The organism is Undibacterium sp. GrIS 1.2, from assembly GCF_040544435.1.
In the GTDB taxonomy this organism is placed as follows: domain Bacteria; phylum Pseudomonadota; class Gammaproteobacteria; order Burkholderiales; family Burkholderiaceae_D; genus Undibacterium.
Genome location: NZ_JBEONP010000101.1, coordinates 1 through 6,567, shown reverse-complemented (window position 1 = coordinate 6,567; position 6,567 = coordinate 1). Strand labels below are relative to the sequence as shown.

Here is a 6,567-nt window from a genome sequence, read left to right as displayed (position 1 = left end):
ATCGTCGTTGTGTTTGTTGGGCATCGGGGCGATCAGTAAAATTGAGGCCGCATCGTAACATCACCGCTTTTCGAGTTTGAAGTGCACCAACGCCGGCTATCAGTGCACTACCGTTTTTGCCAGATTGTTAATCGCGTTGTGACCTAATCAAAAGATCGATTTGTTTTGCGTTAGCTGCTGAAATCATACGAAAGTGATCGCTGATCCGTTGATCACCTGCTGCACGGTACCAAAATACTGTAGCTGCTTCCGCTGCTTTTATCCATGTTGGCCGATCTCTTGGGGCAGGTAACAGAGGCATAAATTTTCGGTCAACCAATTCAACTCCGCGCTGCGGTGCATAGAACATCGGTAGCATATCGTAAGCTGGCGCTAGAATAAGATGGGGCCGAAATCCCAGGTTGCCGTCATGCATATCGGTATTGGCGATTAAACGACCGAAGTGCTCTAAGAGTTTTATCTGATGTTGGGTGTCTTCTGAGATATCGTTATTTTCGAACAAATCATTCGCACCTTCAGACCATGATCCGGTCTTCCCGAAAAGAGCAAAATTGATTTCATGCCAGCTACACACTCCAGAACGTCCGACTTCCCCGTGTCGATCGAATCGATCAACTTCATAGAATGTCCGACCGCCAAATTGATAAATACGACTATTCGCCGCCGGAACTTTCAGAGTGTCAGCAATCGCACTCAGCGCAAGGTGCTCGCACACAAGTAAATCTGACCATCGCTGTTCTTGTGGCGAATTATCTGATCCTGAGAATTTTACAATGACATGCCGGGGTTCTTTTCCCATACGCCGGGCAGTAAACTTTGGAAATTCTCCCGCAGCTGATGATCCTACAACGCCAAAGTTAAGCGCCTGTTGAGCTAATTCTGGAAATGCATTGATGATGTTGTCATCATCGAGAAACTTCGCAGACTTTTGCTGTTCATCATAGAACCGACGCAAAGCCGGCTCACCCAAGATGTAATTGCCTGGTTGATCGAAGCCAACTGTGCTCAACACGTGCAACACATCATCTTCACTCCAGCGGGTAACATCGTCATCGACCTGCAGAATAGATGCATACTGATGCGCAAAATTACGACCTAAAAATCCTTGTGGCCGCATATCTGCCAATGGATAAGGCAGTCCCCGAAACCAACCGTCTTTCATTTCGTCATCGAGTGGCCATGGAAATGGTACAGTAAAGTCCATTGCGCAACCTGTCGGATAGACAGGCTCAAGTTGCCCCACTTCATGCGTTCTTCCTTTGATATCGACGGAATACAGCATCAGCGGAGCTATAGCACCGCGAATTCCTCGCCGCGCTGCGTAAGTCGTTCGGCGAGCACGTCCACGAGAAACGACTTGATCGCCCAATTCAGTAATTGCCCGCATCAAAGATGGCCGGCTCACACCTAGTCGCGTCAACAATTCGCCCGATTGTTGGCGATGCCAGGTGCGAAGAAGTTCGATGACTGATTGAGATATTTTCATGTAACGATTATTTTACAATAAAATATCGTTAATTAATTCTGTAAATTAATAAAAATAATTAATTTATGTAACGATCATTGTAACGATATATGAATTATATCTTTATCGGTCAAAGAAAAAAATCAGGCAAATTTTCGGGTCCTAGCGCGTTGTTGAGCCAAGCGCAGATTTTTCATCCTGAGTATGACCCCGACTTACACTGGACGGTCTTGTCCCGCCAACGCATAGATCTGGTCGGCGTGTGACATCGGTGCAGCGTCATCGACGGCGAACTGGTCCTTGCGGATCATGTGTATCAGCTCGATACCTGTAAGCACGGAGGTAGCAGAGAGAAAACATTTGAAGTTAAGCATCGGCCGGGTCACACGCTTGACGGCGCGGTGGCCCTGTTCGGCGATGCAAAAATGACTACGGCATTACTTGATCGTGTTACGCATCATTGCGATATATTGGAAACTGGGAACGATTCTTACCGATTTAAGCACAGCAAAAATCGTTCTGAACAAGCCGATAAAGTGGAAAAATTTGGACGCTGACAGGTGGTAAATATTGGACGCTATTTGACAGACTCAACGGTTTCAAATCAACCGGTATACGAGAGAGGGTATGGATATCCAGATCAGAATTATGTCGCAATACATGTCCGTCTTTCTGGTCGAGAAAAGGCGCCAGAAGGAAGCGTGAACACATTGGTTCACGCTTCCTAAGACGATCCCCGATGACAAATTCACTGCGTGGCTTAACCCGGTTTCTATGTAGCCTGAACATGTGACGGGGGCCGGCGCCCAGTTATGGTGGAATAACGCATGGGGGAGATCTGGCAGTCTATCCAGTTTCTGCTGATCCACCGACGATGCGTGTCTCGTTGCGGAAGCGCCAGGCCGAACACATTGATTGGGCGAATGATACGCTGCCCGCATTAACCACGGCGGGATTAAAATATAAAGCGGCAGCGAGCGACCAGCAGTTCGTCCCAAAGTCCAATGAAGCGACTCCAACCTGCGAACAACAGAATTGAAGCTTAACCATACGACCTTGAACCTCGAATGTCTGTTTTTCAAATACGCTATGACCGCTTTGGGTACATGGTGAGCAGTCATTTTTAGACAGCTGCCATTCAATTATTAAATTTTTCTTGCAGCTAATAATCTGCCCTCAATCTCAACTATGGTGAAGGCGATCAGATGTTAGAAAACGACTATATCAGCTTTGCTGCAAAACCACCCATAGACAGGATTTTTGTCGACCATTACGTATAGTAGGAAAAACAGTTGATCACTACCCAAGAAATAACGACGGCTATTTATTCAAATTGCAGCTGATGAGTATCGTCTTGTATGAAATTGTCGTTATTGGGAAGAGATGAGGACATCGCTGTGTGCAAAAGTTTTCAACAAAATCAGTGGGCAACGTTGTGGATAAGTCAATTTAGCGTTGAAAAAGCGCGGTCTGTGCCTCACAAATTCAACAAGACTTCTCGTTGCCACATTTTTATGCAGTGATACAACGATAAACGAAATCACCAAAACGTAGTGCTGGTAATAGCCTCAACGAAATAGCATTCGCCACCACTTTTCCAACGCGTTGGATAAGTTCCTAATGATAAGGGCTCATACGGTGATACAAAAGGTAATGGTAGTGAGCCGAGTCGCTTTTAGATTGTTCTGTCAAGGGCAAACATACAAATGATTGACGTCCTACATTCCCTCACGGGACAAGGACGTCAAATAAGACCTCTAAAGAGCTATTGCAGAAGACAGTAAGGCATATCATTTACCTGTTGCGCTGCTATTTTCGCCCAAATAAGACAACCCTCATCGACGAGTTCCCTGACACGGCTTTCCCCTAATTCACGTAATAAAGTCGGCGTTATTGCACCGAGTTTGCGGTCTAGTAAAGTTTCCCAGCACGCTTGTTCATTATGTTCAAACTCCACCCAGCCATTGACGATATGCATTGTGTATCTCCATTAGTTAACTTTCGAATCATAGACAACTAGATCTCAGAGCCCCCGCCGCCATTACTGCTTCACTCCATTTATCGCACCCCCTAAAGGTGAAAAATAGGCACGAAGGGTAAAGCGCGAGAAGCCTCGCCACCCAGGCTCTTGAACTTCCCCATGGGCGGACTCTGATGCTCTCCAGGCACCAATAAAAATCGCGCAAAATAATTTCCAACTAAATATCAAAACACGTTTTGCTAATATCAGCATCGATCTTCTCCTACATTAAAACTCATTGAACACAATGACGGATTACTTGCCTAGCCGCGGTAGAGCGTGCGGTTACATTGATTACACTGAAAGTACCGGCGATGATCTGCCCGATTACTCCAGCCGTATTGCCTAATAGCGCGCGAATGACAGCGATGGCACTGTGTCCCAGAGCGTGTCTTACATTCCGGATGCTGCTTCCAATACTCTTCCAACGTAGGCCAAGACAGCCAGTCCCGGTGCGGTCCTGCAACTGATCCTTGGTACCACAGATATCCAATGACGCCGATAAGACCGCCGTAGAACAATATTCCATAGAGCTGTTCCATTTTGTGCTTCCTTTTGGGTAAATTGACGATAAGAATTGATCGCGTGAAATTAACTAAGCGAATCTATTGAACGCGCTGATAGTCACGCCCGTCACAGATCAAATAGCCGGTGTGTTTGTCGATCGTCAAAAAAAGAGGCAATCCATTCCGTATTTCTAATGTGCCATCTTTCAATACGGCCGGATAATTTCGAGTGCAATGATCGAAGCAGTAAATAGTAGTTTTTCTAACGATAAAATGCGCATCATTTTTAACAATCTCGAGCTTGTTACCCGACCTCTCCCTATCTTGCCAATGTCCAATAAATGCATCTCCCGCTTCAGACTTGGGTGCCTGACATCCGGTGAGACAATTTAAAATAACGCCAATAACAAACACTAATTTTAAGAAGAATTTCATAGCCAACTTTCAGAGTGAATCCAGACGCGATCTAGTAGTAAGGAATGATTGCAGGTCGACGTTAAAGACAAGGCCTACTAATCATGTTGAGGTCATTGATTTCAAAGATCGCCCGCTAAAATCATTCGCTGAACAATTTCAGAATCCCACACAAAAGCGTCTTGTCAAATTGCGGAAAATTAGAGAATGTCCCAAATAAATTCAAAGATAAAACGCGACATCTCGTTTTTTAAATAATGAATTCCGTCAAAAGATGCACTGACGGAATTGAGCGTGCAGGCCAATAGAGCACATCGTATTTGAAAGCCAAATGCTGGATAAAAAAGTAGACGAAAATAAATGAAACAGGGAGCGGGGGACGGTAGTGATCCCGCAGCGATTCATTTGCGGGATATCATTAAGAGTGAGACTTGGGAACTAGTTTTGGAGTAATTTGGTTTGTCATTTAAAAAAACAGCCTTGGACTCGCGCTTAATTTCGTCTAATCTAACCAATTATCCGATAGATATTTTACGATTGAGGACGAAATGGATCTCAGTTTGCTAGCAATAGCTATATTGATTTTCAGATACTTTCTGGTCTTTATGGTGTTTATTTAATGATGGGCTGTATCCGTGGAATTCGGTACGAGCGCACCGTGCGGGAAGCGGGGTCATAATTTTTGTAGTAGGTGCTGGTCTGCTTCCATATCATTTTTGGCTTATTGAAACTTACACTGAGCGGTGGGTGACATCGAAAGCAAGAACACCAGGAAGCTTAATTTACGCGTGTCAGGTCAGTAAATAAATATAGACAATGTACATCCTGCATGAGTTACAGTATTGGGAACTGGGATAGATTTGTTGTCGCTGCATGCGGCTACGTTGTGAGACTAAAGTGCATTGATGCTCAATGAATACCAGGTTAGGACAAAAGTATTAGCAGTGAAAATTGAAGTAACGAATCAAGCAATTTATGTAAAAGAAGTTCGTGTTGTATTGAATCGTTTAGCCAAATAACGATTCACTGAAAATATTAGAGGAATGCTTCAGTGATGGTTACATTTAGATTGTTTTTGCTCTTCAGTGTTGGTCTCTTGAATCCATGTTTTTCATAGAGCGCGGTGACTGCAAGCGATCAGCTCGTCGCAAAGAAGATGTCAAAGGCCGAACTTGACCAGTACGGTGAACTTGATGCAGCAGTTCGAAAGGTGGACGAAGCATTGGTGTTTCACCTGTTGAACTTAACTGGCATCGAATTCCGGCTGTGGTTCTGCAGAGGTGAGCAGGTAGCTGGACAACAGCTCCTAGCTAACATTCTGGACGAAAACGATCTCTCTAATGTTCATCGAGATCTATTTGAAAGGTGGCATGTTGTCAAACTTCAGTTTAGTGGTCATAGCGTTGCGGTTTGGAGAGAAATCGGAGCCGAAGACGCGATGAGGACCATTGAATGTAATGGGGAGAAGCTTGCAGATTCAAGGGCATGGCTTTCAAAATATAAGAAAGATCATTTATGAGCGAAGTTTTGAGCCGAATTAGATTCGTAATTGAGATTGGAGCTTTCGTCACATCAATCACTGCATATCGGCGTTCAGGGATGTTTTAGGCGATCGATGCGCATGTCGATGTTCGCTCACCGATTTCCTTTTTTGGGATATCGCCGTCGTACCCTTGTAACAGAGGCGCGCACTTCCTCCTTTGATCATCTTTTAAAATTTTCCTCGCAGAGTTCATTCAAGGTATCCTATTTTTAGAACACATAATGTACACATGTTTTCTTAAATGGGAATAACTCCTAGACGACCAAGCTTTTTTGATTGTGCTAAGGCAGTGTGATTTAGTTCAAAACAAATCTTAGAATTTCGCGCAATGCCAATTTAGAAGTCGAACGACTTCTACCTGATTACAGCAAATCTAGTTGGAGAAATTGTTTATGAGCCTTTTTAAAAACACAACTTGCCGAATAAGCGTATGGCAGTTGCGAGTATTTAAATTTATTGTGTCTGTTCTTTTCATCGCACCGGTTACACCAGTGCAGAGTGTTGAATTAACGATTTATACCGAGAATTGGCCACCAATCAGTTTTAAAAACGGCGATAAAGTAGATGGTATGGCAGTTGAAGTAGTGGATGCATTGCAAAAGAAAATGGGAACAAATTC

The 6,567-nt window shown here is 44.2% G+C and carries 7 protein-coding genes and 2 pseudogenes; 4 read left to right on the top strand and 5 right to left on the bottom strand.

The features are described from left to right. Positions 1-127: 127 nt before the first annotated feature. Positions 128-1,486, bottom strand: a complete 1,359-nt coding sequence (gene yjjJ / locus AAKU61_RS21745; RefSeq protein ID WP_354335638.1) for a type II toxin-antitoxin system HipA family toxin YjjJ — start codon at positions 1,484-1,486, stop codon at positions 128-130. An 89-nt stretch (positions 1,487-1,575) separates the two neighbouring features. Here yjjJ and AAKU61_RS21740 point away from each other — a divergent pair, with 89 nt between their 5' ends. Beyond that, complete coding sequence (locus AAKU61_RS21740; protein WP_354335636.1) at positions 1,576-1,731, top strand: hypothetical protein; 156 nt, start codon at positions 1,576-1,578, stop codon at positions 1,729-1,731. On the opposite strand, the pseudogene AAKU61_RS21735 reads toward AAKU61_RS21740, so the two are convergent. Continuing rightward, positions 1,681-1,884: pseudogene (locus AAKU61_RS21735) on the bottom strand (IS6 family transposase); the annotation flags it as partial. The gene AAKU61_RS21740 and the pseudogene AAKU61_RS21735 sit on opposite strands and share 51 nt — an antisense overlap. Between AAKU61_RS21735 and AAKU61_RS21730 the strand changes: the two are divergent. After that, positions 1,873-2,022, top strand: a pseudogene (locus AAKU61_RS21730) (ATP-binding protein); the annotation flags it as partial. The pseudogenes AAKU61_RS21735 and AAKU61_RS21730 sit on opposite strands and share 12 nt — an antisense overlap. 1,208 nt (positions 2,023-3,230) lie before the next feature. On the opposite strand, the gene AAKU61_RS21725 reads toward AAKU61_RS21730, so the two are convergent. The 3 genes from AAKU61_RS21725 to AAKU61_RS21715 form a co-directional block, all read right to left on the bottom strand. Next, complete coding sequence (locus AAKU61_RS21725; protein WP_354335634.1) at positions 3,231-3,443, bottom strand: hypothetical protein; 213 nt, start codon at positions 3,441-3,443, stop codon at positions 3,231-3,233. Between the two features lie 277 nt (positions 3,444-3,720). After that, a complete protein-coding gene (locus AAKU61_RS21720) occupies positions 3,721-4,014 on the bottom strand; it encodes a hypothetical protein (protein WP_354335632.1) in 294 nt (97 codons plus the stop codon). Between the two features lie 76 nt (positions 4,015-4,090). Continuing rightward, on the bottom strand, positions 4,091-4,426 hold the full coding sequence (locus AAKU61_RS21715) for a hypothetical protein (protein WP_354335630.1): 336 nt from the start codon (positions 4,424-4,426) through the stop codon (positions 4,091-4,093). A gap of 1,135 nt (positions 4,427-5,561) precedes the next feature. Between AAKU61_RS21715 and AAKU61_RS21710 the strand changes: the two genes are divergently transcribed. Together AAKU61_RS21710 and AAKU61_RS21705 are read left to right on the top strand one after the other, a co-directional pair. Then, entirely contained in the window at positions 5,562-5,924 is a 363-nt protein-coding gene (locus tag AAKU61_RS21710; protein ID WP_354335628.1) for a hypothetical protein, read from the top strand. Positions 5,925-6,340: 416 nt separating this feature from the next. Further along, positions 6,341-6,567, top strand: a 227-nt coding sequence (locus AAKU61_RS21705; RefSeq protein WP_354335626.1) for a hypothetical protein, incomplete at its 3' end; no start/stop codon positions are given.